We start from the raw sequence: 23635 nt of genomic DNA, 5'->3' as shown, positions 1-23635 counted from the left end.
GCGCCGTGAGGGGGCATCACAGTGATGACGCACACCATGCGCAGGGCGGCTGTACTGCTGGCGGGGCTCTCCGTCCAGAATCACTGCCCGCGGTACCTGCCGCTGATGCGCCAGGTCGTGCCCGATTTCTGATGGCCGCGGACTTGTCGCAGCGGGCCCTTACCATCGAGGCGTGCACGAGGACCCGACCCGCAGATGAGCACGGCCCTCTTCGTCATTCCGCTGGCCTGCGGCCTGTTCGTCGGCGTCATGCAGCGCAGCCCCGAGGCGGGCGTGGTGGGGTTCTACGTAACGCTGCTGCTCGAGGTGCTCCTGGCGTGGACGACCAATCGAACGTGGCCGCGCGGGAGGCGGGGCGACGCCACCATGCGCGCGATCGACGCCATGGCGGGAGTCGAGTTCGAGAATTACGTCGCCGCGCGCCTGGACCGGGCGGGCTGGCGGGTCGGGACCACCCCGGCGGCCGGCGATTACGGCGTCGACCTGATCGCCGAGAAGGACGGCCGGCGCGTGGCGGTCCAGTGCAAACGCTACGGCAAGCCGGTCGGGGTCGCGGCCGTCCAACAGGTGGTCTCCGGCGCACGCCACCACGGATGCACGCGCAGCATCGTGGTGAGTAACCAGGAGTTCACCTCCGCCGCAAAGCAATTGGCACACACGCACGGCTGTCAGCTGATCGGCCGCAGAACGTTGAGCGCCTGGGTCCCGGCGCCTGCGCGACGCAGTGCCTGACGGTCAGCCTGCGGATCGCCATCGCGCCGGACACGGGTCCTATGGCCCTACCCGGCCAGTTGTCGAGGCTTGAAGATCGAGCATGTGAGTCAACACGGGTATGACGGCGGCTTCGGCCTATCGCAGCTTCCCCCCGGCGCCGACCCGCTGCAGCGGGTCGAGGCGATGCGATTGCTGGCCAGCGTCGACCTCGGGCGGGTGGTGTTCGATATGCAGGCGCTGCCGGCGATCCGCCCGGTCAACCACGTGGTGGACGACGGCGTCATCATCATCCGCTGCCGGCTGAGCTCCGCATTGTCGGCCGCGGTGCGCAGTTCGGATCACGTCATCGTGGCCTACGAGGCCGACGCCCTGGACAGCCGTACCCGGACCGGCTGGAGCGTGGTTGCCACGGGCCGTGCGCGAACGCTGACCGATCCCGGTCTCGTCGCACGCTACGAGCAGCTGCTGCACCCGTGGGTGAACCACGCCGACACCGTCGTGGCGATCGACCCGGAGATCGTCACCGGCCTGCGCCTGACGACCCCGTAGGCACGGGCCTGCGGCGTCAGAAGTCCCAGTCCTCGTCCTCGGTGTTGACGGCCTTGCCGATCACGTACGACGAGCCCGACCCGGAGAAGAAGTCGTGGTTCTCGTCGGCGTTGGGCGACAGCGCCGACAGGATGGCCGGGTTCACGTCGGTCTCGTCGCGCGGGAACAACGCCTCGTAGCCGAGGTTCATCAGCGCCTTGTTCGCGTTGTAGCGCAGGAACTTCTTGACGTCCTCGGTCAGCCCGACCTGGTCGTAGAGGTCCTGGGTGTATTCGACCTCGTTGTCGTAGAGCTCGAAGAGCAGCTCGTAGGTGTAGTCCTTGAGTTCGGCGCGCTTGGCGTCGTCGACCAGCGCGAGGCCGCGCTGGAACTTGTAGCCGATGTAGTAGCCGTGGACGGCCTCGTCGCGGATGATCAGCCGGATCATGTCGGCGGTGTTGGTCAGCTTGGCCCGGCTCGACCAGTACATCGGCAGGTAGAACCCGGAGTAGAACAGGAAGCTCTCCAGCAGCGTGGAGGCCACCTTGCGCTTGAGGGGCTCGTCACCGCGGTAGTACTGCATGACGATGTCGGCCTTGCGCTGCAGGTTGGGGTTCTCCTCCGACCAGCGGAACGCGTCGTCGATCTCGGCGGTCGAGCACAGCGTGGAGAAGATCGAGCTGTAGCTCTTGGCGTGCACCGACTCCATGAACGCGATGTTCGTCAGCACCGCCTCCTCGTGCGGGGTCAGCGCGTCGGGGATCAGGCTGACCGCCCCGACCGTGCCCTGGATGGTGTCCAGCAGCGTCAGGCCGGTGAACACGCGCATCGTCAGCTGCTTCTCGCCGGCGGTCAGCGTGGCCCAGGACGGGAGGTCGTTGGACACCGGGACCTTCTCGGGAAGCCAGAAGTTGCCGGTCAGCCGGTCCCAGACCTCGGCGTCCTTGTCGTCGTGCAGCCGGTTCCAGTTGATCGCCGAGACGCGGTCGATCAGCTTCACGTTGTCGGTCACCAGAACCTCACTTCACCAGACGGTTTGCCTGCGGTTACCCAGAACCCAAACACTACCCCTGGGGTGCGACAAGGCGGGGCAGCACAAGAAGTTGTGTTTACGTGTCGCGACTGCCCCTACAGCTTGTGCCAATCCCCGGCACGGGCTAGGCGGACACCGCCCGACGCGTGCCCGGTGAATCCGCGCCCGCCCCGAAGAACTCGTACTCCCCGGCCCTGACCGAACGGGTCTCGCGCCAGTACTGCCAGGTGTATCCGCCCCAGAGCACCGTGTTCTTGCCGTGTTCGTCCAGATACCAACTGCTGCAGCCGCCGCTGTTCCACACCGAGGGCCCCAGCCTGCGCTGCAACTCGTCGTTGAACGCGTCCTGGGCGGCACGCGTCGGCGCAAGCGCCTGCGCGCCCCGCTTGTCGCAGGCCGCGATCGCGTCGGCGACGTAGTGGATCTGGGACTCGATCATGAACACCACCGAGTTGTGCCCCAGCCCGGTGTTCGGCCCCAACAGGAAGAACAGGTTGGGCATGCCGGCGACGGTGATCCCGCGGTGCGCGGCGATCCCCTCCCGGTTCCAGCGGTCCACCAGGTCCTCACCGTTGTGCCCCGTGATCTGGACGTAGGTGTAGGAGTCGGTGACGTGGAAGCCGGTGGCGAACACGATCACGTCGGCCTTGCGTTCGGTGCCGTCGGCGGTGACGATCCCGCCGGGTGTGATGCGCGCGATGTGCTCGGTGATCAGTTCGGTCCTGGGGTCGGCGACCGCGCGATAGTAGGTGGAGGAGTTCAGGATTCGCTTGCACCCGATGCGGTAGTGCGGAACCAGCTTGCGACGCAGCTCGCGATCCTCGACCGAGCGGCGAATGTTGTATTTGACGTAGGCCTCGATGAACTTCAGCAGGTTCGGCCGCTTGGTCATGCCGATGGCGAGTGCCTCTTGCGCCCAGTAGATCCCGGCGCGAACCAGGGCGCGCAGCCCGGGCACGCTTTCCATGGCCCGGCGCAGCGCCGGCGGGAACTCGGGGTTGGAGCGCGGCACCACCCAGGGCGGAGTGCGTTGGTAGAGCTGCAATTCGGCCACCTGCCCGACGATCTCCGGCACGATCTGGATCGCGCTCGCGCCGGTCCCGATGATCGCCACCTTCTTGCCGGCCAGGTCGACACTGTGGTCCCACTGCGCGGAATGGAAAGCGGGGCCTCCGGCATTCACGAATTCGTCGCGGCCCGCGAAGTCGGGGATGGACGGGATGTGCAGCGCACCGGCGCCCGAGATCAGGAACTGCGCGACGTATTCGCGCCCGTCGGCGGTGAACACGTGCCAGCGGTGCTCGGTGTCGTCCCAGTGGGCGCGATCGACCAGCGAATTGAACACGATGTGGCGACGCAGCCCGTATTTGTCGGCGACTCCCTTGAGGTAGTCCCAGATCTCGGGCTGATACGAGAATGGGTTGCGCCAGTCCGGCTTGGGCTCGAACGAAAAGGAGTACAGGTGCGACGGGATGTCGCAGGCGCACCCGGGGTAGCTGTTGTCCCGCCAGGTTCCGCCGACGTCGTCGGCCTTCTCCAGGATTGTGAAGTCCACGCCCCGCTGCGCCAGTGTGATGGCCATTCCCAGACCGGAGAAGCCGGTCCCGATGATCAGGGCGCGCGTGTGCACCGGCCCCTGCGCCTGCGCCGCCGCAGTGAGCTCGGCAATGGTCATGCTGCGATCCTTCCTGGGAACGCTGGTACCGGGTACTTGCTCCACCCAGTCTGTCGGGCGGGCGAGAGGCTGTCAACGCAGGTGCGGGTAGCCTTCTGCGTTCGGCGCCCGGGCACGCCCGCCGCCGACCGGGTGCTGCCCGTCTCGGCGGGCCGCGGTGCGGATTCCGGGAGCGGATAGCGGCGCTCAGCCGGCGGCGGGCTTGGCGGGCACCACGTCGTGGATCGGCCGGTCGGGATCCATCAAGATGCCGAGCGCCTCGGCGGTGCCGACGATGACCCCCACCATGATCGTCGTCAGGTGGGCGACGAACTGGTCGCGCGGCATGCGTAGCGGGCTGTCCGCGTCGGGACCCAACCACCACTCGGTGGCCGAGGCGGCCGACCCGAATGCCGCGTGCCCGGCCAGTTCCACCGCCGCGTGGTCCAGTTCCATCTCGCGCAGCTCGTTGTCGAACATGTCGGCCACGGCCAGCGTGATACCCCGGCCCTCGTCGAGGATCTCGGGGCTGGCCGCCGAGCGGCCCTGGATGAAGACGCGCCACACGTTGGGGTGCCGGTCGACGAGATCGACGTACTCCTCGACGGCACGCCGGATCACCTCGCGGGCCGCATCGTTTTTCACGTCGATCGACGGCAAGATGCCCGCCCACAGCATGTCGAGCAGGCGCTCGCCGACCGCCTGGAACAGGTCGGCCTTGTCGTGAAAATGCCGGTAGATCTTCGGTTTGGCGGTGCCGGCCTCCTCGGCGATCTCGCGCACGCTCAGCTCGGGGCCCAGCCGGTCGATGGCGCGGATCGCCGCGTCGACAATCTCGCCGCGCACCTTCTCGCGATGCTCGCGCCAGCGTTCGCTGCGCGCGTCGACCTTGGCCCCGGGCTTGACACTGGGGTGGGGTCGAGGAGGTCGAGGCATTCTCACCACGTCACGCACCATACCGCGTTGCGGCGGCTGACCTGGGCAGACTGGCCGACCGGCGCTGCACGTCCTACAGCATGCAGGACACGCAGCCCTCGACCTCGGTGCCCTCCAGCGCCATCTGGCGCAGCCGAATGTAGTAGAGCGTCTTGATTCCCTTGCGCCAGGCGTAGATCTGCGCCTTGTTCACGTCGCGGGTGGTGGCGGTGTCCTTGAAGAACAGCGTCAGGCTCAACCCCTGGTCCACGTGCTGAGTTGCCGCGGCGTAGGTGTCGATGATCTTCTCGTAACCGATCTCGTAGGCGTCCTGGTAGTACTCCAGGTTGTCGTTGGTCATATAAGGCGCCGGATAGTAGACGCGGCCGATCTTGCCTTCCTTGCGGATCTCGACCTTGGACACGATCGGGTGGATCGAGCTCGTCGAATGGTTGATGTAGGAGATCGACCCGGTCGGCGGCACCGCCTGCAGGTTCTGGTTGTAGATCCCGTTGGCCTGCACCGACTCCTTGAGCCGCCGCCAGTCGTCCTGGTCCGGGATGCGGATGCCGGCTTTGGAAAACAACTGCCGAACAGCTTCCGTCTTCGGCTCCCACACCTGATCGGTGTACTTGTCGAAGAACTCGCCCGACGCATACGTGGAGGCTTCGAAACCCTTGAAGTGCGTGCCGCGTTCGATGGCGATGCGGTTGGAGGCGCGCAGGGCGTGGTAGAGCACCGTGTAGAAGTAGATGTTGGTGAAGTCGACGCCCTCTTCGGAGCCGTAGAAGACGTGCTCGCGGGCCAGGTAGCCGTGCAGGTTCATCTGCCCGAGCCCGATCGCGTGAGAGTCGTTGTTGCCCTGCTCGATCGAGGGCACCGAGGTGATGTGGGTCTGGTCGCTGACGGCGGTCAGCGCCCGGATGGCCACCTCGATGGTCTGGGCGAAATCCGGCGAGTCCATCGCCTTGGCGATGTTCAGCGAGCCCAGGTTGCACGAAATGTCCTTGCCCACTTTGGCATACGACAAGTCTTCGTTGAACAACGACGGGGTGGAGACCTGCAGGATCTCCGAGCACAGGTTCGAGTGCGTGATCTTGCCCTCGATGGGATTGGCCCGGTTCACCGTGTCCTCGAACATGATGTAGGGGTAGCCGGACTCGAACTGCAGCTCGGCCAGCGTCTGGAAGAACTCCCTTGCCTTGATCTTGGTCTTGCGGATGCGTGCGTCGTCGACCATCTCGTAGTACTTCTCGGTCACCGAGACGTCGGCGAAGGGCACCCCGTAGACGCGTTCCACGTCGTACGGCGAGAACAGGTACATGTCCTCGTTGCGCTTGGCCAGCTCGAAGGTGATGTCGGGGATCACCACGCCCAGGCTCAGCGTCTTGATCCGGATCTTCTCGTCGGCGTTCTCCCGCTTGGTGTCCAGGAAGCGGTAGATGTCGGGATGGTGGGCGTGCAGGTACACCGCACCGGCACCCTGCCGGGCGCCCAGCTGGTTGGCGTAGGAGAAGGAGTCCTCGAGCAGCTTCATGATCGGGATGACACCCGAGGACTGGTTCTCGATGTTCTTGATCGGCGCGCCGTGCTCGCGAATGTTGGTCAGCAGCAACGCCACTCCCCCGCCGCGCTTGGACAGCTGCAGCGCGGAGTTGATCGAGCGGCCGATCGACTCCATGTTGTCCTCGATACGCAAAAGAAAGCAGCTCACCGGCTCTCCGCGCTGCTTCTTGCCCGAGTTCAGGAACGTCGGGGTGGCCGGCTGGAACCGGCCCTCGATGATCTCGTCGACCAGCTTCTCGGCCAGCCCGGTGTCGCCGGCGGCCAGGGTCAGCGCCACCATGACCACACGGTCCTCGAAGCGCTCCAGGTAGCGCTTGCCGTCGAAGGTCTTCAGCGTGTAGGAGGTGTAGTACTTGAACGCGCCGAGAAACGTCGGGAACCGGAACTTCTTGGCGTAGGCGCGGTCCAGCAGCTCCTTGACGAAGTTGCGCGAGTACCGGTCGAGAACCTCACGCTCGTAGTAGTTCTCGCGGATCAGGTAGTCGAGCTTCTCGTCCTGGTTGTGGAAGAAGACGGTGTTCTGGTTGACGTGCTGCAGGAAGTACTGCCGCGCCGCGAGCACGTCCTTGTCGAACTGGATTTTGCCGTCGGAGTCATAGAGGTTCAGCATCGCGTTGAGCGCGTGGTAGTCCGTTTCACCCGGCCCGCCGGCAAAGTGGGCGGGGGTGCCGGACGTTACAGCCTCTGCAGCGACGGTTGGTGGCACGTCTGTTCCTTCCAGAAGTCGGAGAGCCCCGCGCGAACGGCATCCACGTCGTCGGGGGTCCCCATCAGTTCGAAGCGGTAGAGGTAGGGAACGCCGCACTTGCGGGAGACCACGTTGCCCGCGTAGGCGAATTCCGCACCGAAGTTGTTGTTGCCCGCGGCGATGACGCCGCGGATCAGCGACCGGTTGTGTTCGTTGTTCAAAAAGGCGATGACCTGCTTGGGCACGTAGCCGCCGGAGTTAAGGTCGGGGGTGGCCCGCCCGCCGCCGTAGGTGGGCAGTATCAGCACGTACGGGTCATCGACCTCGATCTGTCCGTGCAGCGGTATCCGCGTGGCGGGAATCTCCAGTTTCTGCACGAAGCGGTGGGTGTTCTCCGACACCGACGAGAAATAGACCAGGTTGGGCTCCGGGATACCCATGGCGCCGCAACCTCCTGCTCTGCTTACCTGTCGTCGACTGCGCTAGGCACTGAGTACCGCACCCGCGAGGGCCTTGATGCGGTCCGGACGGAATCCCGACCAGTGGTCGTTGCCGGCCACCACCACGGGGGCCTGCAGGTAACCGAGTGCCATCACGTAGTCGCGCGCCTCGGGGTCCAGCGTGATGTCGACCTTCTCGTAGGCCAGACCCTGCTTGTCCAGCGCCTTCTGGGTGGCCGTGCACTGCACACAGGCCGGCTTGCTGTACACGGTGATGCTCATGGATGCCGCTCCTTCGCGGGAGATGGGACGTACGGACTGGCAACTATTCGGGGGACTACATCTGTGTTTCGCTCGGCGATCCGGCAAGATCCCGAATTCCCGTCGTTCGCCTGCCGGGTCCAGCGGGCCGACAACGCCGGTTCCGGGGATCTCGCCAGCCCTGCTGGCTTGGTGAATCTGGGATCTGCCGGTGCTCGAAACACTACACCTGGGGGGTCGCGAGGTGAAGAGATACAAGATGTTCTGAATAACATTTCTGAAATTCCCTGGTCGTAAGCGTTGCCAGCCAGCCGGGCCCGGCGTGTCGCGCGTCACAACCCCGGTTCGCCGTTGTGCCACGGATCGGTATATCAGTGCCCACCGACAAGCAGCCCGGACCTTCCCCGCGTGATGGCCAACAGCAAAGCCGTCGGCGCCGGGGCCGGCGGCTTTGTGGTTCGTCGTCGATGACGCTGCCGGCCCCCCGGCCTGCGGTTTGCCCGTTGCCGCAGCGCTCAGCCGACCTCGGCGACGAGCTTGCCGACAACCTCCCGCACAGTGGCCGACAGCTCGGCGCGTTCCGCCGGAGCCTTACCCTCCAGAGTTTTCAACGGGACGGAGAGCTTGATCGACTCGACCACCCGGGCACCAGCGAAGCCGAACGACTTGCGGGTTTCCTCGTGCGCCCAGACTCCGCCGTACTGGCCCATAGACCCGCCGATGACCGCCACCGGCTTGCCCTCGAGCCCGCGGGCCGGCGAACTGCCACGGCACACGCTCGCGACCCTGGGCGACGCGTGACAGAGCCTGGCCCGCAAATTGTGCGCAACGTGACGGACGGCTGGATCCGGCCATGTCGACCTCCACCGATTCCTGGCCTCGGTCGAGTTGCGGCGCCCTCCCGATCCGGCTACTCGGTGCGCGACTCGAACTCGCCTTGCCGCGGCACCGCGCCGGGCCGCAAGGCGCGCATGAACGCCATGTTGACCCCGTGCATCGCCAGGCTGTAGGGCCACCAGGCGAATCGCTTGAAGGCGTAGAGCGCCCGGATGTCCGCCGAGGTGTAGATCAGATACCGGTTCTTGGCCACCCCGGCCACAATCTTGTCGGCCGCCCGTTCCGGCGACACGGCGTGGCCGCTGAAGCGGTTTACCCAGCGAGCGACCCTGGGGTCGTCGCGGTCGACACCGGCGATCTCGACGGTATCGATCAACGGGGTGCGCACCGCGCCCGGCACCACCACCGACACCCCGATGCGATGGCGGGCCAGGTCGAAACGCAGCACCTCGGAAAGACCGCGCAGCCCGTACTTGCTGGCGCTGTAGGCGGCGTGCCAGGGCAGCGCGACCAGCCCGGCCGCCGAGGAGACGTTGACCAGGCGCCCACCGCGTCCGGCCGCGACCATCGGCGGGACGAACGCCTCGATGACGTGGATCGGCCCCATCAGATTGACGGCGATCATCGTGTCCCACTGCTCGTGGGTCAGCCGGTCCACGGTGCCCCAGGCCGACACCCCGGCGATGTTCATCACCACATCCATGCTCGGGTGCGCGGCGTGAATGTCGGCAGCGAACGCTGCGACCGCGTCGCGGTCGGCGACGTCGAGGGCGCGATGCTCGGGCACCCGCGCGCCCAGCGCGAGCGCGTCGGCGACGGTGAGCTGCAGACCGTCGGCGTTGCGGTCGGCCAGGTAGAGCTGCGCGCCGTCGGCGGCCAGGCGCAGCGCGGTCGCGCGGCCGATGCCGCTGGCCGCGCCGGTGACCAGACACCGCTTCCCCGCGAAGTACCCCCCGGATGCGCGGTGCGCCATGGTCGAGACCATACCGGCGGCGGCGCGGCTCACGGGTGGTCGCCACCCCACAGCGCGTTGAGCCACAGCCGCTCGAGAACCGCCACCCGCCGGTCCACGTCGTCGTCGGTGCCGACCATGACGGGGTCGCCGGTCAGCGCCAGCGCCGTGGTGCCCGCCAGGGTGCGCACCAGAGTCGGGATGTCATCGCTGATCGGGTGCGCGGTCCCGGCCGCCATCTCGGCCTCGACGATCGCGACGATCTCGCGCAGCACCACCTCGAACTGCTGCTCGAGGATGTCGCGGATCTCGTCGTCGGTGTAGCGGGCGGCATTGCAGGCCGTCATCACCGGGTCGTTGTGCGCGTACACGGCGGCGGCACTGCCCACCATCCGCGCGGCGAACTGCTCGGGCGACTCCCCCGGCTGGCGGGGAGCGAAATACTGAGTGAGCTCTTCGAGTTCCTCGGTGGCCTCGGCCACGATCTGGGCGAGCACCGCGTACTTGGAGTCGAAGTAGAAGTAGAAACCGGAGCGGGCCACCCCGGCGTGGGCGCTGATCGTGGCGACCGACAGTTCCGCGAACGGTCTTTCCTGCAGTAATTCGCGCGTGGCTTGGATGATCGCCTGCCGCTGCTTGTCGCCACGCCGCAGCGCCGGCCCCGGCTCCGGATCGGCGGCGTGCGTGCCCATGCCCCGACCTTGCACCACGCCGACCGAAAAACAAACTTGACAGCCGTCAAGTTCGTCCCGAAGGATGGCGATAAGTGACCGCAGTCACCTGTCCCGGGCACCCCAAGGAGCGTCCATGGTTGCCACCATCAGCACCCCGCACTACCTGCTCGACCAGGCACGGCGCCGCCTGACTCCGTCGATCAACAACTTTCCCGGCATGGGCCTGGTCGAACGCAAGCTGCTGAACACCGAGTTCCCGGAGCACAAGCTGGCCGACCCACCGCCGGGCAGCGGGCTCAAACCGGTCCTCGGCGACTCCGGGCTGCCGATTGTCGGGCACCTCATCGAGATGTTGCGTGGCGGACCGGACTACCTGATGTTCATGTACCGGAGCAAGGGTCCCGTCATCTTCGGGGACTCGGCCGCCATGCCGGCCGTCGCGGCGCTGGGCCCCGACGCCGCGCAGGTCATCTACTCCAACCGCAACAAGGACTACTCCCAGCAGGGTTGGGTCCCGGTGATCGGACCGTTCTTCCACCGCGGGCTGATGCTGCTCGACTTCGAGGAGCACCTGTACCACCGCCGGATCATGCAGGAAGCGTTCACCCGCTCCCGGCTGGTCTCCTACGTCGAGCAGATGGACAAGGTCGTCACGCAGGTGGTCGCCGACGACTGGGTGGTCAACGATGCGCGCTTCCTGCTGTACCCCGCGATGAAGGAATTGACCCTCGACATCGCCTCGATGGTGTTCATGGGCCACGAGCCCGGCACCGACCACGAACTGGTGACCAAGGTGAACAGGGCGTTCACGGTCACGACGCGCGCGGGCAACGCGATCATCCGCACCCCGGTGCCGCCGTTCACCTGGTGGCGTGGCCTGAAGGCACGCGAGCTGCTGGAGAACTACTTCCGGGAGCGGGTCGCCGAACAGCGCGGCAAGGACGGCAACGACCTGTTGTCGGTGTTGTGCCGTAGCGCCGACGAGGACGGCAACACGTTCACCGACGAGGACATCGTCAATCACATGATCTTCCTGATGATGGCTGCGCACGACACCTCGACGTCCACCGCGACGACTATGACCTACCACCTGGCCGGCAACCCGGACTGGCAGGAGCGCTGCCGCGACGAATCCGACCGTCTCGGCGACGGGCCGCTCGACATCGAATCGCTGGAGAAGCTGGAGGCGCTCGACCTGGTGATGAACGAGGCGATCCGGCTGGTGACACCGGTGCAATGGGCGATGCGCCGAACGGTCCGCGACACCGACCTGTTGGGCCACTACATCCCCACGGGGACCAACGTCATCGCCTATCCCGGGCTGAACCATCGATTGCCTGAATTGTGGACCGAGCCAACGAAGTTCGACCCGGACCGCTTCACCGAACCGCGCAACGAGCACAAGCGCCACCGCTACGCGTTCTCGCCGTTCGGCGGCGGCGCGCACAAGTGCATCGGATCGGTGTTCGGGACGCTGGAGATCAAGACGATCCTGCACCGCATGTTGCGCAGGTACCGGCTCGAACTGCCCCGGCCGGGATATCGGGCCGAGTGGGACTACGGCGGCATGCCGGTACCCAAGGACGGCATGCCGATCATGCTGCGTCCCCTCTGACGGCCCTCGCCGCGAACAGCCGGTTCGCGCAGGCGATCACGGCGCCCAGCGCGGACTGCGTCGGATCGTCCGACCAGCCCAGTGCCCACTGGACGCCGACGCCGTCGGTGCCGCGGACGAAGGTCACGGTGTCGGCGCCCGCTCGTCTCTGATGGAACTTCAGGATCTCCACGGTGATCCCGCGTCCGTGCAGCATCGCGGTGAGGGCGGCGATCGGCCCGCTCGCGGCGGCGGTCGAGGTGGCGATGCGGTCGCCGACGGCGATCACGGCCCGGAAGTTGCGCGCCTGCGGACCGAGGCGCCCGGCGGGACGCTGCGCGTCGGTGCATTCCCACTGGCCCAGCCGCACGGGGCCCGCGCCGTGACCGTAGGTCGCGACGAAAGCCTCCCAGGACATGGCGTCGGCCTCCTCCCGCAGACCGCGGGGCAGCGGGACGCCGGAGCGATCAGGCGGTGAGGAAACCGGCCGGGAAACAAGCATTTCGGTCTTCTTCGGTCGACGGGAACGACCGACGGCAGTAGCTTCCGACCCACAGCGGGGGGTCGGTCTTGGTCAGACCCCGCTGCGGGTGCCGGCTACTACAGCACGGGAGAGAAGACGCACGCGCCGAACAGTAGACGCAGCGGGCCGACGACGCAAATTCGCACGGCGCAGTCGCCTGACACACCCTTGACCGGGGGTGAGCAGCGAAAGACTCGGTGGCCAAAATGTTTTCGGTCCGGGACCCGAAGCCGCACCCGCCGCGCGGTGGGCGATAGCATGCGGTGCTCCAGAAATCGCACATTCAGATGTTCCACCAGGCAACGAAAGGCGCTTCGATGAACCCGGAGAAGACGGGCAAGGTGATGCAGACGGTGAAGATCCTGGTTGCCGTGGGGGCGACGCTGTTCGCGGTGCTGTCCGCAGGCTGCGCGGAGCAGGCGCCGACGGGCACCGGCGTGACTCCGGCGTCGCAGCCCCCCGCGCACTAGCCGAAAGTTACGACCGCGGCGAGGGCTCACACCGCAGATACGCCCGGATCGTCGTGCCGGTCGCGGCGGTGTGGGTACGCACCAGCTCGGAGACGGCGTTGACCAGAAACAGTCCGCGGCTGGCGGGGCCGGCGGAGCCCGGGTTCAGGAGCCCGGCCAACGGATCGTCGAGGCGTCCGCCGTCGCGCGCCTCACACACCAGGTGCTCGGCTTCCCGCCAGAAGGACAACCGGCAAACGCCGTCGGCGTACATCAGGCTGTTCGTCGCCAGTTCGGTGGTGACCAGTTGCAGGTCCTCGAGCGCGTCGCCGGACAACCCCACCCAGCTGGCGTAGTCGACGGCGAATGACCGCGCGGGGCGCAGATCCTCGGACTTTCTGACCGTGTAGGTGACGGCCCCCGGATTGGCCGTGAGCGGCTGGTTGCAACTGGCCAGCGCGACGTCGGGCGCATACTCGGTGCTGGGATCCAGCGCGCCGTACCTCCACAGCAGCGGGTGGGTGGCGCGGGCACTCGCCAGAACGTCGTCGTGAAGTCGGCCTGCGTCGTACAGGCACAGTCCCGTCACCGGACGGCCCTCCAACGCCACGTTGGCCAACGCTTCGTGCTGTGTGCAGGCGACGAACTCCTCGGGGGTGCGTCCGGGCCAGGCAACCTGGCTGACGATCCGCACCCGCCGATCCGGATGCTCCTCCGCGAAGGAACTCGAGAGCGCAAGGAACCGGCCCGGATTGCGTGCAAGCTCGGCGATGTCGACCAGGCGCAGCCCACTCGCGGATTCGCCGGGTCCGCCGCACAGTTCGTCGCGCAGCGTCGCCAGGTTGTCTTCGGGCATGGCGACAAGAACAGGCTCACCGAGTGTCAAACCCTCGGCGGCGAAGTCGACGACATGATCCCTGCACTCGCGTTCGGACCCGTAGAGAAGCGCGCAATGAACAAAACCCTGTCGCTCGTCCCCCATGTCCAAGGACGCCTCTCGCTTTCCCTCAGAAGCCAACCCCCTGCCGGACCGGCCGTAACGGGTAGTGCTCTGTGTCCATACCCACCAATCGCGTTTGCTATACGCGCGACCTCCGCTACAACCACCAGGACGCCGCGGCGTCGAGATGGCGTCGGAGACGGTAGCGGGCCAAGCTGTCGTCGCCGGCCGCGACGGCCTGCAATATCCGCAGGTGGGCGTGGTCGACAGCGACGACATCGTCACCCGTCGGCGGCGGCCGGCCCGTGTTGCTGGACCAGTGCCGGCGAAACAACTCGACGATGATGCGCAGGAACAGGTCGAGCAGTGCGTTGCCGGCCAGGTGCGCCAGGCCGACGTGGAAGGCGAACTCCTCGTCCGCGATCCGGCGCACGTCTCCGGCCGTCCCGTGCCCGATGCCGCTTCGAGCGGTCAGGAAGGCCGCCACCTCGGGGTGGGTGCGCCGCTGGAGCACCCTGGTCACGTTGTCGATCTCGATGGCGTCCCGGACGCAACGCAGGTCCTCGCGAGTGGGCTTGCGGTACTGCAGGTACAGCGCGATGGTGTCGATGCTGGCCTGTGCCTGCGGTGTGGTGACGATCAACCCGCCGCCCGGTCCGCGCCGCATGCGCGCGATCGCATGGTGCTCGAGCAGCCGCACCGCTTCGCGCAGCACCGCCCGGCCCACCCCGTAGCGCTCCAGCAGCGTCGCCTCGCTGCCGAAGACCGAACCGACGTGCCACCCACTGGCGGCGATGTCGTCACCGATAGTGGCCGCGAGGCCCTCGGCCAACTTGCCGCGCGGCGCCTCGGGGTCCATGCGGCGCGCTCGTGTCCGGCCCGCCCGGGCGCCGGGGCCCGCACCGCCGCCGGGGTGATGCTGCTGCAACCAGGACGTCACCCGTTCCACGTGACGCTCGCTGAGCGTCTTGGCCCGCGCCACGTCGCCGGCGGTGACGGCGGCCACGATCTCGCAGTGGTCGCCGTGCATGTGCTCGATCGCCTCGACGGCCTCGCTCGCCGAGTCCGTGCGCGCCGTGCGCGCGTACCGAGCGGTGAGCCTGATCAGCACGTCGACGAACAGTTGCAGGACCGGGTTCTGCGACCGCTCCGCGAGCGCGACGTGGAACTCGTCCCCCGGCGCCGGCAGGCCCGGCTTCCACTGCTCCTCGGCGCGCAACACCGCCCGCAGCCGGGCGATCCCGGCCTCGTCGATGCATTCAGCGGCAAGGGAGGCCGCCAGCGGCTCCAGCACCCTGCGCGCGGTGAGCAGGTCCCCCAGGGTGGTGCCCAGATACTCCAGGTAAATGACGACGGCCCGGGTCGCGGGGCCGGCATCGGGCTCGCAGACCAGCAGCCCGCCGCCCCGCCCGCGCCGCATCCGGGCGACCTGGTGATGCTCGACGAGGCGCACCGCCTCGCGAAGCACGGATCGACTCACCGAAAACCGTTGCTGCAGTAACTTTTCGGATCCCAGCGACTCACCGACCGGCCAGCCGCGGCGCACGACATCAGCCTCGATGTCGCGGGCGATTTTTGAAGCCAGCTTGTCGGCCCGGCCGATTTCCGCACTCAATTGCGCCCTCCGGCAGAACTTTTCGTTGTTGTTAGCAGGTCAGCAACATGCATCCGGCGACCGGACCACCGCCTACGGAGATCACGCCGACCTCGGGGTGCGACGCCACCTGCCGCTCCCCCGCCTCGCCGCGCAACTGCAGGCAGCCTTCGTGCAGCGCCCAGTAGCCGTGCATGCGCCCCGCAGAGAGCTGCCCGCCGTAGGTGTTGAGCGGCAGGGCCCCGTCGCGGGCGATCCGTGTCCCGCCGTCGACGAACGGCCCGGCCTCGCCGTCGCCGCAGATACCGAGGGCTTCCAGCCACGCGAGCGTCAGAAACGTGAAACCGTCGTACACCTGCGCGACGTCGAGGTCGGCGGGCGTCAAGTCGGTGCGCGACCACATCTGGGCCGCGGCATCCGACATGGCCATCTTCGGGTAGTCGTCGCGGTGGAACCAGCCGCCGGCGCCGTCGGACCCGCCGAGCGCCTCCACCGACACCGCCCGGTGCGGGCAGTCGCGCGCGTACTCCTCGTTCGACACCACCACCGCGACCGACCCGTCGATCGGGACGTCGCAGTCCAGCAGCCCGAACGGCGTCGACACCGGCCGAGCGCCGAGGTAGTCGGCCATCGTCATCGGCTCGCGATACACCGCAAGGGAATTGCGCGCCGCGTTGCGCCGTCCGTTGAGCGCGACCCAACCCAGCTGCTCTTTGGTGGTGCCGTAGAGCTCCATGTGGCGGCGGCAGTTCAGCGCCAGCCAGTTCGCGGCGGAGTAGGCGTGCGCCGCAATCAGTTCGTTGACGTCGTCCATGGGACCGATCGCCGGGCGTGGCGCCCCGTCGGGCGCGTCGAACAACCGCGCGAGCGGCGGGGCGGGGGCGTCATCGGTCTGCGGCTGCACCGGGACCGTGCCGCCGAGCATCTGCACGGTCCGGTACACCACGACATGGCGGGCCCGCCGCTCGGCGACCGCGCGACAAGCCGACATCACCGGGCTCAGCAGCCCACCCGTGCCGAACCCGGATCCGCAGTCGGCCGCCTCGATCCCCAATTCGGCGTTGACCACCCCCAACGGGGTGTCACCCAGGGTCGCGATTCCGTCGATGTCGTCGGCCCGCAGCCCGGCGTCGGCGATGGCGGCCCGGACCGCCTCCAGGGTGAGTTCGGGTCCCGGGATGCCGGTGCGGCGACCGATCCGGGAGATGCCGAGGCCGGACACGATCGAGTCCTTCTCGAAACACGTCATCGCCGCACCGTCGCCGACCACACCATGAGCAATAGAGTGTACTGTATTGCCCGTGCCGGGCGAGCTGCTCATCGAACATTGCGGCGACTGCGCACGCTGGGTGCATCCGCCGAGCGGCCACTGCCGTGATTGCGGCGCAACGCTGGTCCCCCGGCCGGTCTCCGGCCGCGGGACGGTGTTCACCCACACGGTCAACCACCACCCGTACAACCCGCAGATCCCGACCCCCTACGTGATCGCCATCGTGGAGCTGGCCGAGCAGGCCGGGCTGCGCGTGGCCGCCACTATCGTTGACTGCGAACCCGATTCGGTGACATGCGGGATGGCCGTCGAGATCCGCCCGGAGCCGGGAAGCGGCGGCGCCCCAGTGTTCGCCCCCGCCTGAGGGTGGCGAGCAGACGCATTAAGGGCGCTCAGTTGACCAGCGGGTCGCGCGGCATGCCCAGGATCCGCTCGGCGATCTGATTGCGGGTGACCTCCGAGGTGCCACCGGCGATGGCCATGCCGCGCGCGCCCATCACCATCCGGCCGACCACCGCGCCCGGCCCGTCGGTCAGCGCCACCTCGGGTCCGGCCAGCGCCGCCCAGATCGCGGCGCCCTCGATCATGTGGTCGGCCAGTTTGAGCTTGGTGATGTTGCCCTCCGGGCCGGGGCCGGCGCCTTCGACGCTGCGGGCCGCGCGACGCAGGTTCAGCAGCCGCAGGGCGTGATCCTCGGCGAGGAATCGGCCCACCCGGGCCTTCGCACCCGCCAAGCAGTGCCCGTCCTGCCCGGCCAGCTGCACCAGGGCCGGGGCCAGTCCCCCGTAGTACGCCCCGCTGCCACCGCCGATGCTCACCCGTTCGTTGCCCAGCGTGGCACGCGCGACCGTCCACCCCGCGTTGGGCGTGCCGACGACGTCCTCGTCGGGGACGAACACGTCGTTGAAGAACACCTCGTTGAATTCCGATCCACCGGTGATCTGCCGCAACGGCCGCACCTCGACCCCGGGCCCCTTCATGTCGATGATCACCGTGGTGATGCCGGCGTGCTTAGAAGCCTCGGGATCGGTGCGCACGGTGGCCAGCCCACGCGCGCAGTACTGGGCCCCGCTGGTCCACACCTTCTGCCCGTTGATCATCCAGCCACCGTCCACCCGGACCGCCCGCGTCTTGACGGACGCAGCATCCGAGCCGGCCTCCGGCTCGGAGAACAGCTGGCACCAGATCTCTTCCTGGCGTAGCGCCTTTTCGACGAATCTCTCTATCTGCCACTCGGTTCCGTGCTGGATCAGAGTCAGGATCACCCACCCGGTGATCGAGTAGTCGGGGCGTTCGATGCCCGCCGCGCGGAACTCCTCCTCGATCACCAGCTGCGCGACGGCGTCGGCGGCGCGACCCCAGGGCCTGGGCCAGTGCGGCATCACGTAGCCGGTCGCGATGAGCTTGTCGCGCTGCGCCCTGGCGTCCAGCGCCGCGATCTCGGCGGCGTCGGCGCGGACCCGGGTGCGCAGCTCTTCGGCTTCGGGCGGCAGGTCCAGGCTGTTCTCCCGGGTCGCCCCGGCCGCGGTGCGCTCGAAGACGTCGCGGGGCGGCCCGTCACCGCCGAACAGCGCATTGCTCACCAGCGCCCGGCGCAGGTGCAGGTGCGCGTCGTGCTCCCAGGTGAAGCCGATCCCGCCGTGCACCTGGATGTTGAGTTCGGCGTTGCGCGCGTACGCGGGAAAGGCCAGCGCCGCGGCTACGGCGGCGGCCAGCCGGAACTGCGCCTCGTCGGCCGAAGAGTCCTCTTCGGCGGCGCGCGAGGCATCCCACACCGCGGCCACCGCAGACTCGGCGCCCACCAGCATGTTCGCGCAATGATGCTTGACCGCTTGGAAAGTCGCGATGGTGCGACCGAACTGTTGGCGCACTTTGGCATAGCCGACGGCGGTCTCGACGCAGTCCGACGCACCGCCGACCGCCTCGGCGGCCAGCAGCGTGCGGGCCCGGGCCAGCGCCGAGTCCCGCGCGCCCGGCATGACGTCGCCGGCGGTGACCTTGACGTTGCGCAGGCGCACGCGTCCCGAACGCCGGGTCGGGTCGAGATTCTCCGGCACGTCGACCGTGACGCCGGCGCGGTCGCGCTCCAGCAGCAGGACGTCGTCACCGGCGGCGATCAGCAGCAGCTCGGCCAGCCCGGCCCCCAGCACGATCCCGGCCTCGCCCTCGGCGACGCCGTCAGCGAGTTCGACGCGGCCATCCAGGCCGATTCCCGCGACGACCGTGCCGTCGATGAGCCCGGGCAGCAGCCGCGACTTCTGCTCGGCGGTGCCGTTGTTGGCGATCACCGCCGACGCGATCACGGTCGGCACGAAAGGCCCCGGCGCGACGGCCCGGCCGAGTTCCTCGACCACCACCACGAGCTCGGGCAGCCCGTAGCCCGACCCGCCGTGCTCTTCGTCGATGTGCAGCCCGAGCCAGCCGAGTTCGACCAGGTTGGGCCAGAACGCCGGCCGCGCCTCGTCGGTGGCGTCGAGCAGCGACCGCGCCGCCCAGCGCGCCTGCTGTGACGTCAGAAAACCGCGGGCCACCTCGGCGAGTTCGCGGTGATCGTCGGTCAGTGCGATAGCCATGGGTTCTCCTCGCGCGCCGCTACCCGCTCCGCATCCTCGCGGGGGGGGATGACCGCCTGCCCCGCTCCGGAAGGGAGCGGGGCGGCTGGCTAAAGAGTGTACTTATTCCGGCACGGGGCCCGGCCCGGGGTGGCTACTTCGGTGCGAACCGCTGCCCGGCGTCGAGCCGGATGCACTGGCCGTTGAGCATGGGGTTGTCCACGATGGCCGCCGCCAGCTTCGCGTACTCGATGGGCCGGCCCATCCGCTTGGGGAACGCCGCGTCCTTGACCAGGGAGGTAGCCATCTCGTCGGGAACCATGGACGTGATGCCGGTCAGAATGCCTGGAATCTGTAACGTTACGCGGGCACGCTAGCGTGTCCGCCGGGCCAGGTTGTCGGCGAGCCTCACGGCGAATCGGAATGCCACCGCCAGTCCGGCCGGTGGACGTAGTGCAGCGCCTCCGCCACCGTCAGCCCCCTCGCCGCGCGGGCGCGGTTGTCCGCACAGTGAGCACGGAAGATCGCCATCTCCTCCTGGCTCGGCGGATGCACGTCGCGATAGGGCACCTTCTGCCCCACCAGCATCACCAGATACCCTTCGAGCCCGAACTGATTGTCCTGCCCGATCGTGCTCGTCACATAATGCCGGCAGAAGCCCGTCGGCCCGTTCTCGCGATAGAAGTCCAGCAGCGGCTGCACCGGTGTCACGTCCACCTCGTTGCGGCACGCGGTCCAGAACTCGTTGTCGATGCGGGTGTTGAACCGGTAGTGGATCGACAGGAAGTCCCTGATGCCGTCCCACCAGTCGACGAACAGCGTGTTGTACAGCGCCTGAAGGCTCGGCGTCGGGTCGAGCTGCGACTGCACGAGCATCTCGACCATCGCCTTGATCTGCGACGACGCGACCATGAGCGCGGTCGCCTCGAGCGGCTCGACGAAGCCGCACGCGTTGCCGATCGCGAAGACGTTCTTGACCCAGCCCTTCTCGTAGCGCCCCGATCCGAACTTCACGACGTGATCCCATGTCGTGGCCTTCGGGTTCTTCTGCACGAACTCCTCGCGCGCCTGGTCGTCGCTGAGGAACTGTGACGAATAGACGTAGCCGCGGTTGATCGCGTGCTCGTGGTCGATCTGCCAGCACCAGCCGGCCTCCATCGTCTCGGCGATGGTGTAGGGGTGGATGAACTCGTCGGTCCGGTCCCAGGTGCCCACGACGGCGCGGTCGCAGAACAGCGAGCTGTCGTACGGGACGAACGGCGTCCCCAGCGCGCGGCCGAGCAACTCGGAGCGAAATCCGGTCGCGTCGACGTAGAAGTCGGCCGAGAACGTGCGACCGTCGTCGAGGATGACGGCCTGCACGCCCTTCTCGTCGACGGGCACACCGGTGATGCGGGCGTCGATGAGCTCGATGCCGCGCACGACGCACGCAGCCTCCAGCGCCTCGACCAGCGCGGGATTGAACAGGTGAAGCGCGGTGTTGGGCGTGATCATCGGCCCTTGGCCGCTCGGATGCTGCTCGAACGCCTTGCCCTGAGCCATCAGCGCGGCGTTCATGTCGACGCTGTCGAAATCGTCGCCGCAGTAGAAGCCGTTATAGCGGCCGAGGTCGGTGTAGAACGCGTCGAGCTGGAATTGGAACCCGTAGTCGAAAGACTCGCGCGGCCCCCACAGGAAGTGGATGCCCGTCTTCCAGGTCGGCCGGACGGTCGAATAGAACTGCTTCTGCGGCAGCTTCAGATAGTCGAAGAGCAGGTTCACGATCTGCGGCGTGGTGCTTTCGCCGACGCCGATCACGCCGATGTCCTTGCTCCGCACGACGCGGATGCCGAGCGCAGGAGCCTGTTGCTTGAGCGCGAGCGCAGTCATCAGGCCGGCGCTGCCGCCGCCTACGACGAGTACGGATTGGATCATCGACTCCCTGCTTCCCGTGCACGCGAGCGCCCCGCCGACACGATCATCACGGTATCCGGCTTGCCGGCCGTGCCACCCGGTGACTCAGTACTAAAGTCGAGCGATGCGAGTCGAAATCGGCTTGGGCACCACACAGGCCATCGCCGCGGTTGTCGGCAGGGGCAACTGCGTCGTGGACGAAATTGCGCCCGGCGGCGCGGTGGCGGTCGCGCTCACCACGCTGCCGGCCGGTTTCCAGCGCACCTTCCGGCTGGAGCGGCGCGCCGCCGCGGCCTCGTGAGCCGGCCCGCCGTGGACCTCTACGACGTCATGCGAACCGCGTTCGCCGCGCGCGAGTTCACCGACGACACCCTGCCCGACGAGGTGCTCTCGCGCATCCTCGACAACGCGCGGTTCGCCCCCAGCGGGGGAAACCGCCAGGGCACACACGTCATCGTGGTGCGTGATGCGCAGACCCGTCGCCGCCTCGCCGAGTGTGGCGCGCCCGCCGCCCGCCGCTACGTCGCCCAACTCACAGCCGGCGAGAACCCGTGGAATCCGCTGCGTCCCAGCGGTGTACCCCAGGACGTGATCGAGGCGACCGCAATTCCCGACACGTTCGTCGCGCCGCTGGCCAATGCGCCGGTCCTGCTGGTCGTCTCCGTCGACCTGAGCGTGGTCGCCGCCCTCGACCAGGGACTGGACCGCGTCGGCATCGTCGGCGGAGCGTCGGTTTATCCGCTGGTGTGGAACATCCTGCTGGCCGCCCGCAACGAGGGCTACGGCGGCACCCTCACCACGATGGCGATCGCGGCCGAGGACCGGGTCCGCGCGCTGCTGGGCATCCCCGACACGCACGCGGTCGCCGCGCTCGTGCCGCTGGGCAAGCCGACCCGCCGGCCGACCAGGCTGCGCCGCCGGCCGGTCGCCGAGTTCGTCACCCGCGAACGCTTCGACGGCCCCGCGTTCGAGGGCTGAACCGGAGTCCCTACACCGGGAGGCGACGTGAGCTATCTGCTCCTCATCTGTGCGATCTTGGCCGAGGTGGTGGCGACCAGCCTGCTCAAGAGCACCGAGGGTTTCAGCCGGCTCTGGCCGACGGTGGTGTGCCTGGCCGGGTACGCGGTGGCGTTCGCGCTGCTGGCGCTGTCGATTTCCCGGGGCATGCAGACCGACGTCGCCTATGCGCTGTGGTCGGCGATCGGGACGGCCGCGATCGTGCTGATCGCCGTGCTGTTCCTCGGCTCGCCCCTGTCGGTTGCCAAGGTCGTCGGGGTCGGCCTGATCATCGCCGGCGTCGTCATGCTGAACCTCTCCGGCGCCCACTGAGGAACTCCGTGGCGGCGCGACGTGGCGGCGGCGCGAACGCCGATCAGCCACCCGCGCGTGGGTAGGCGTTCACGCGGTCGACGCCCATTGCGCGCCTGGTGTGCAGGCACCGATGACACACTGACGACCTGCCGGTGCTCTCTCAGGGACGAGGACCCATCATGACCGATCTCGACCAGCCGACCTCCGAGGGAATCTCCCCGAGCAGCCCCACCCGGGCCGACCTGATCGAGCATTCCCGCACCGGGATGGGCGCGGCCGCGCTGCAGCGAGCCATCACCGACCACCTGCGTTACTCGATCGGCCGGCCGGCCGCGGCCCTGCGTCCCGAGCGTTACTACCGGGCGCCGGCGCTGGCCGTGCGCGACCGCATGCAGGACCGCAGGGTGGCGTCGATGCAGACCATGCTGGATCTGGGCATGGAGCGGTCGGCGAGGAACGCGCTGGCGGCGATGGGCCAGAACCTGGACACGGTGCTGGCCTGCGAGGAGGAACCGGGGCTGGGCAACGGCGGCCTCGGCCGGCTCGCCGCGTGCTACCTGGACTCGCTGGCCACTCTGGAGCGTCCGGCGATCGGCTACGGCATCCGCTACGAGTTCGGGATCTTGGCTCGACGCCGGAAATCCCTGCGAGATCGCCAAACCCGACATCAACTATGCGGTGAAGTGGGGTGGCTATGCCGAGCACTACACCGACGAGACCGGCCACGACCGTACGCGGTGGGTGCCGGGGCGGGTACTCAAAGCGCATCCACGAGTACAAGCGCCAGCCCCTCAACGTGCTACACATCGTCGCGCTCTACCACCGGCTCAAGTGCAATCCCGGGCTGTCGATTCCGCCACGGGCCTTCGTCTTCGGCGGCAAGGCCGCTCCCGGCTATTTCATGGCCAAGCGAATCATCAAGCTGATCAACGCCATCGGGGAGACTGTCAACGCCGACCCGGAGGTCAACCGGTTCCTCACGGTGGCGTTCGTGCCGAACTTCACTGTGCGCAACGCGCATCTGATCTACCCGGCCACCGACCTGTCCGAGCAGATCTCCACTGCAGGCAAGGAGGCACCGGGCACCGGGAACATGAAGTTCATGATCAACGACGCGCTGACCATCGGCACGCTCGACGGGGCGAACGTCGAGATCCGCGAGGAGGCCGGGCCGGAGAATTTCTTCCTGTTCGGCCTCACGGAACGCGAGGTTGCGGCGGTCAAGGCGGACGGATACCGCCCGGCCG

22 protein-coding genes and 3 pseudogenes are annotated in these 23635 nt (G+C 67.9%); 9 read left to right on the top strand and 16 right to left on the bottom strand.

Going from position 1 to position 23635, the window contains the following annotated elements; all coding sequences use genetic code 11:
• Positions 1 to 195: 195 nt before the first annotated feature.
• Together ACOJVU_RS02165 and ACOJVU_RS02160 are read left to right on the top strand one after the other, a co-directional pair.
• Positions 196 to 732, top strand: a complete 537-nt coding sequence (locus tag ACOJVU_RS02165; protein ID WP_421528269.1) for a restriction endonuclease — start codon at positions 196 to 198, stop codon at positions 730 to 732.
• Positions 733 to 897: 165 nt separating this feature from the next.
• Positions 898 to 1263, top strand: coding sequence for a pyridoxamine 5'-phosphate oxidase family protein (locus tag ACOJVU_RS02160; protein WP_421528311.1), 366 nt, complete (start codon positions 898 to 900; stop codon positions 1261 to 1263).
• Between the two features lie 16 nt (positions 1264 to 1279).
• Here ACOJVU_RS02160 and nrdF read toward each other — a convergent pair whose 3' ends face one another.
• The 9 genes and pseudogenes from nrdF to ACOJVU_RS02115 all read right to left on the bottom strand — a co-directional run bounded on the left by nrdF (position 1280) and on the right by ACOJVU_RS02115 (position 10280).
• Positions 1280 to 2254: a class 1b ribonucleoside-diphosphate reductase subunit beta gene (gene nrdF, locus ACOJVU_RS02155; RefSeq protein WP_421528268.1), complete on the bottom strand. Its 975-nt coding sequence runs from the start codon at positions 2252 to 2254 to the stop codon at positions 1280 to 1282.
• 145 nt (positions 2255 to 2399) lie between these two features.
• The gene (locus ACOJVU_RS02150) at positions 2400 to 3950 is read right to left on the bottom strand and encodes a flavin-containing monooxygenase (protein WP_421528267.1); all 1551 of its coding nucleotides are present in this window, start codon (positions 3948 to 3950) and stop codon (positions 2400 to 2402) included.
• 186 nt (positions 3951 to 4136) lie between these two features.
• Positions 4137 to 4865 carry a TetR/AcrR family transcriptional regulator gene (locus ACOJVU_RS02145; RefSeq protein ID WP_421528266.1) on the bottom strand — a complete coding sequence of 243 codons (729 nt, stop codon included), beginning with the start codon at positions 4863 to 4865 and terminating at the stop codon, positions 4137 to 4139.
• A gap of 73 nt (positions 4866 to 4938) precedes the next feature.
• Positions 4939 to 7116: a class 1b ribonucleoside-diphosphate reductase subunit alpha gene (gene nrdE, locus ACOJVU_RS02140; protein ID WP_421528265.1), complete on the bottom strand. Its 2178-nt coding sequence runs from the start codon at positions 7114 to 7116 to the stop codon at positions 4939 to 4941.
• Positions 7086 to 7538 carry a class Ib ribonucleoside-diphosphate reductase assembly flavoprotein NrdI gene (nrdI, locus tag ACOJVU_RS02135; protein ID WP_421528264.1) on the bottom strand — a complete coding sequence of 151 codons (453 nt, stop codon included), beginning with the start codon at positions 7536 to 7538 and terminating at the stop codon, positions 7086 to 7088. Before nrdI ends, nrdE begins: the two co-directional genes overlap by 31 nt.
• A 42-nt stretch (positions 7539 to 7580) precedes the next feature.
• The gene (locus ACOJVU_RS02130; protein WP_343708366.1) at positions 7581 to 7820 is read right to left on the bottom strand and encodes a redoxin NrdH; all 240 of its coding nucleotides are present in this window, start codon (positions 7818 to 7820) and stop codon (positions 7581 to 7583) included.
• Positions 7821 to 8314: 494 nt separating this feature from the next.
• Positions 8315 to 8545, bottom strand: a pseudogene (locus tag ACOJVU_RS02125) (FMN reductase); the annotation flags it as partial.
• A 164-nt stretch (positions 8546 to 8709) separates the two neighbouring features.
• The gene (locus ACOJVU_RS02120) at positions 8710 to 9609 is read right to left on the bottom strand and encodes an SDR family oxidoreductase (protein WP_421528263.1); all 900 of its coding nucleotides are present in this window, start codon (positions 9607 to 9609) and stop codon (positions 8710 to 8712) included.
• 29 nt (positions 9610 to 9638) lie between these two features.
• Complete coding sequence (locus ACOJVU_RS02115; RefSeq protein WP_421528262.1) at positions 9639 to 10280, bottom strand: TetR/AcrR family transcriptional regulator; 642 nt, start codon at positions 10278 to 10280, stop codon at positions 9639 to 9641.
• A gap of 115 nt (positions 10281 to 10395) precedes the next feature.
• Between ACOJVU_RS02115 and ACOJVU_RS02110 the strand changes: the two genes are divergently transcribed.
• The gene (locus ACOJVU_RS02110; protein ID WP_421528261.1) at positions 10396 to 11877 is read left to right on the top strand and encodes a cytochrome P450; all 1482 of its coding nucleotides are present in this window, start codon (positions 10396 to 10398) and stop codon (positions 11875 to 11877) included.
• Here ACOJVU_RS02110 and ACOJVU_RS02105 read toward each other — a convergent pair.
• Complete coding sequence (locus ACOJVU_RS02105) at positions 11858 to 12358, bottom strand: homocitrate synthase (RefSeq protein WP_421528260.1); 501 nt, start codon at positions 12356 to 12358, stop codon at positions 11858 to 11860. The genes ACOJVU_RS02110 and ACOJVU_RS02105 overlap by 20 nt on opposite strands.
• Positions 12359 to 12642: 284 nt before the next feature.
• Here ACOJVU_RS02105 and ACOJVU_RS02100 point away from each other — a divergent pair, with 284 nt between their 5' ends.
• The gene (locus tag ACOJVU_RS02100; RefSeq protein WP_421528259.1) at positions 12643 to 12849 is read left to right on the top strand and encodes a hypothetical protein; all 207 of its coding nucleotides are present in this window, start codon (positions 12643 to 12645) and stop codon (positions 12847 to 12849) included.
• Positions 12850 to 12856: 7 nt separating this feature from the next.
• Here the strand turns inward: ACOJVU_RS02100 and ACOJVU_RS02095 are convergent, their stop codons facing one another.
• From ACOJVU_RS02095 to ACOJVU_RS02085, 3 genes are all read right to left on the bottom strand, one after another.
• A complete protein-coding gene (locus ACOJVU_RS02095) occupies positions 12857 to 13846 on the bottom strand; it encodes an anti-sigma factor RsbA family regulatory protein (RefSeq protein ID WP_421528258.1) in 990 nt (329 codons plus the stop codon).
• 79 nt (positions 13847 to 13925) lie between these two features.
• A complete protein-coding gene (locus ACOJVU_RS02090; protein ID WP_421528257.1) occupies positions 13926 to 15383 on the bottom strand; it encodes a FadR/GntR family transcriptional regulator in 1458 nt (485 codons plus the stop codon).
• A gap of 31 nt (positions 15384 to 15414) precedes the next feature.
• A complete protein-coding gene (locus ACOJVU_RS02085) occupies positions 15415 to 16611 on the bottom strand; it encodes a thiolase family protein (protein WP_421528256.1) in 1197 nt (398 codons plus the stop codon).
• Between the two features lie 52 nt (positions 16612 to 16663).
• Here ACOJVU_RS02085 and ACOJVU_RS02080 point away from each other — a divergent pair, with 52 nt between their 5' ends.
• The gene (locus tag ACOJVU_RS02080) at positions 16664 to 16996 is read left to right on the top strand and encodes a Zn-ribbon domain-containing OB-fold protein (RefSeq protein ID WP_421528255.1); all 333 of its coding nucleotides are present in this window, start codon (positions 16664 to 16666) and stop codon (positions 16994 to 16996) included.
• 28 nt (positions 16997 to 17024) lie between these two features.
• Here ACOJVU_RS02080 and ACOJVU_RS02075 read toward each other — a convergent pair whose 3' ends face one another.
• The 3 genes and pseudogenes from ACOJVU_RS02075 to ACOJVU_RS02065 form a co-directional block, all read right to left on the bottom strand.
• Positions 17025 to 19205 (bottom strand): acyl-CoA dehydrogenase, encoded by a 2181-nt coding sequence (locus ACOJVU_RS02075; RefSeq protein ID WP_421528254.1) that lies wholly within the window; start codon positions 19203 to 19205, stop codon positions 17025 to 17027.
• A 133-nt stretch (positions 19206 to 19338) separates the two neighbouring features.
• Positions 19339 to 19521: pseudogene (locus ACOJVU_RS02070) on the bottom strand (3-hydroxy-2-methylbutyryl-CoA dehydrogenase); the annotation flags it as partial.
• A gap of 71 nt (positions 19522 to 19592) precedes the next feature.
• Positions 19593 to 21098 (bottom strand): FAD-dependent oxidoreductase, encoded by a 1506-nt coding sequence (locus ACOJVU_RS02065; RefSeq protein WP_421528253.1) that lies wholly within the window; start codon positions 21096 to 21098, stop codon positions 19593 to 19595.
• 103 nt (positions 21099 to 21201) lie between these two features.
• Here ACOJVU_RS02065 and ACOJVU_RS02060 point away from each other — a divergent pair, with 103 nt between their 5' ends.
• From ACOJVU_RS02060 to ACOJVU_RS02045, 4 genes and pseudogenes are all read left to right on the top strand, one after another.
• On the top strand, positions 21202 to 21378 hold the full coding sequence (locus ACOJVU_RS02060; protein ID WP_421528252.1) for a hypothetical protein: 177 nt from the start codon (positions 21202 to 21204) through the stop codon (positions 21376 to 21378).
• Between the two features lie 11 nt (positions 21379 to 21389).
• Positions 21390 to 22055 (top strand): nitroreductase family protein, encoded by a 666-nt coding sequence (locus ACOJVU_RS02055; protein WP_421528310.1) that lies wholly within the window; start codon positions 21390 to 21392, stop codon positions 22053 to 22055.
• 27 nt (positions 22056 to 22082) lie between these two features.
• Complete coding sequence (locus ACOJVU_RS02050; RefSeq protein ID WP_421528251.1) at positions 22083 to 22406, top strand: DMT family transporter; 324 nt, start codon at positions 22083 to 22085, stop codon at positions 22404 to 22406.
• Positions 22407 to 22654: 248 nt separating this feature from the next.
• Positions 22655 to 23635, top strand: a pseudogene (locus tag ACOJVU_RS02045) (glycogen/starch/alpha-glucan phosphorylase); the annotation flags it as partial.

Source organism: Mycobacterium sp. THU-M104 (assembly GCF_049197365.1).
In the GTDB taxonomy this organism is placed as follows: domain Bacteria; phylum Actinomycetota; class Actinomycetes; order Mycobacteriales; family Mycobacteriaceae; genus Mycobacterium.
Note: the sequence above shows the minus strand (reverse complement) of the source record. Positions and strands in the feature narration are given on the sequence as shown.

Excerpts from the sequence above, each read along its gene's own strand:
- ACOJVU_RS02165 (WP_421528269.1), top strand. The coding sequence starts at position 196 with ATGAGCACGGCCCTCTTCGTCATTCCGCTGGCCTGCGGCCTGTTCGTC.
- ACOJVU_RS02160 (WP_421528311.1), top strand. The coding sequence starts at position 898 with ATGCGATTGCTGGCCAGCGTCGACCTCGGGCGGGTGGTGTTCGATATG.
- ACOJVU_RS02150 (WP_421528267.1), bottom strand. The coding sequence starts at position 3,950 with ATGACCATTGCCGAGCTCACTGCGGCGGCGCAGGCGCAGGGGCCGGTG.
- ACOJVU_RS02145 (WP_421528266.1), bottom strand. The coding sequence starts at position 4,865 with ATGCCTCGACCTCCTCGACCCCACCCCAGTGTCAAGCCCGGGGCCAAG.
- nrdI (WP_421528264.1), bottom strand. The coding sequence starts at position 7,538 with ATGGGTATCCCGGAGCCCAACCTGGTCTATTTCTCGTCGGTGTCGGAG.
- ACOJVU_RS02130 (WP_343708366.1), bottom strand. The coding sequence starts at position 7,820 with ATGAGCATCACCGTGTACAGCAAGCCGGCCTGTGTGCAGTGCACGGCC.
- ACOJVU_RS02120 (WP_421528263.1), bottom strand. The coding sequence starts at position 9,609 with ATGGCGCACCGCGCATCCGGGGGGTACTTCGCGGGGAAGCGGTGTCTG.
- ACOJVU_RS02115 (WP_421528262.1), bottom strand. The coding sequence starts at position 10,280 with ATGGGCACGCACGCCGCCGATCCGGAGCCGGGGCCGGCGCTGCGGCGT.
- ACOJVU_RS02110 (WP_421528261.1), top strand. The coding sequence starts at position 10,396 with ATGGTTGCCACCATCAGCACCCCGCACTACCTGCTCGACCAGGCACGG.
- ACOJVU_RS02105 (WP_421528260.1), bottom strand. The coding sequence starts at position 12,358 with ATGCTTGTTTCCCGGCCGGTTTCCTCACCGCCTGATCGCTCCGGCGTC.
- ACOJVU_RS02085 (WP_421528256.1), bottom strand. The coding sequence starts at position 16,611 with ATGACGTGTTTCGAGAAGGACTCGATCGTGTCCGGCCTCGGCATCTCC.
- ACOJVU_RS02075 (WP_421528254.1), bottom strand. The coding sequence starts at position 19,205 with ATGGCTATCGCACTGACCGACGATCACCGCGAACTCGCCGAGGTGGCC.
- ACOJVU_RS02065 (WP_421528253.1), bottom strand. The coding sequence starts at position 21,098 with ATGATCCAATCCGTACTCGTCGTAGGCGGCGGCAGCGCCGGCCTGATG.
- ACOJVU_RS02060 (WP_421528252.1), top strand. The coding sequence starts at position 21,202 with ATGCGAGTCGAAATCGGCTTGGGCACCACACAGGCCATCGCCGCGGTT.